The 342-nt window shown below is 39.5% G+C and carries 1 protein-coding gene; it reads left to right on the plus strand.

All coding sequences use genetic code 11. From position 1 onward, the window contains the following. Positions 1-5: 5 nt before the first annotated feature. Entirely contained in the window at positions 6-212 is a 207-nt protein-coding gene (locus tag FOT98_RS19885; protein ID WP_000215902.1) for a DUF1657 domain-containing protein, read from the plus strand. The last annotated feature ends 130 nt before the right edge of the window (positions 213-342 follow it).

The raw sequence follows: 342 nt of genomic DNA on the forward strand, positions 1-342 counted from the left end.
TTCGTATGACAGTTATCGCTAGCGTCAAAACCTGCCTTGCTAGTGTAAGGGGCGCTCAAGCAAGTTTGAGCTCCCTTTCACTACATTCACAGGACGCAAAATCAAAACGTGTATTTCATGAATGTATGTTAGAAATGGAGAGCATCATCGCGGATTTACAAAATAGAGTTTCAGTATTAGAACGTGAAGAACCTCAATATAAAGGGTTTTAAGTAGACTGGAGGAAATGACTATGTCTCACCTGCCGGAATGGACACTTGTCATTCTTCGCTCTGTATTCATATTAATTATTTTATTCGCTATTACGAAATGGTTAGGGAAAAGACAAATCTCTCAGCTCTC

Origin of the sequence: Bacillus sp. HY001 (genome assembly GCF_007558965.1) — a bacterium.
Lineage (GTDB): Bacteria > Bacillota > Bacilli > Bacillales > Bacillaceae_G > Bacillus_A > Bacillus_A mobilis.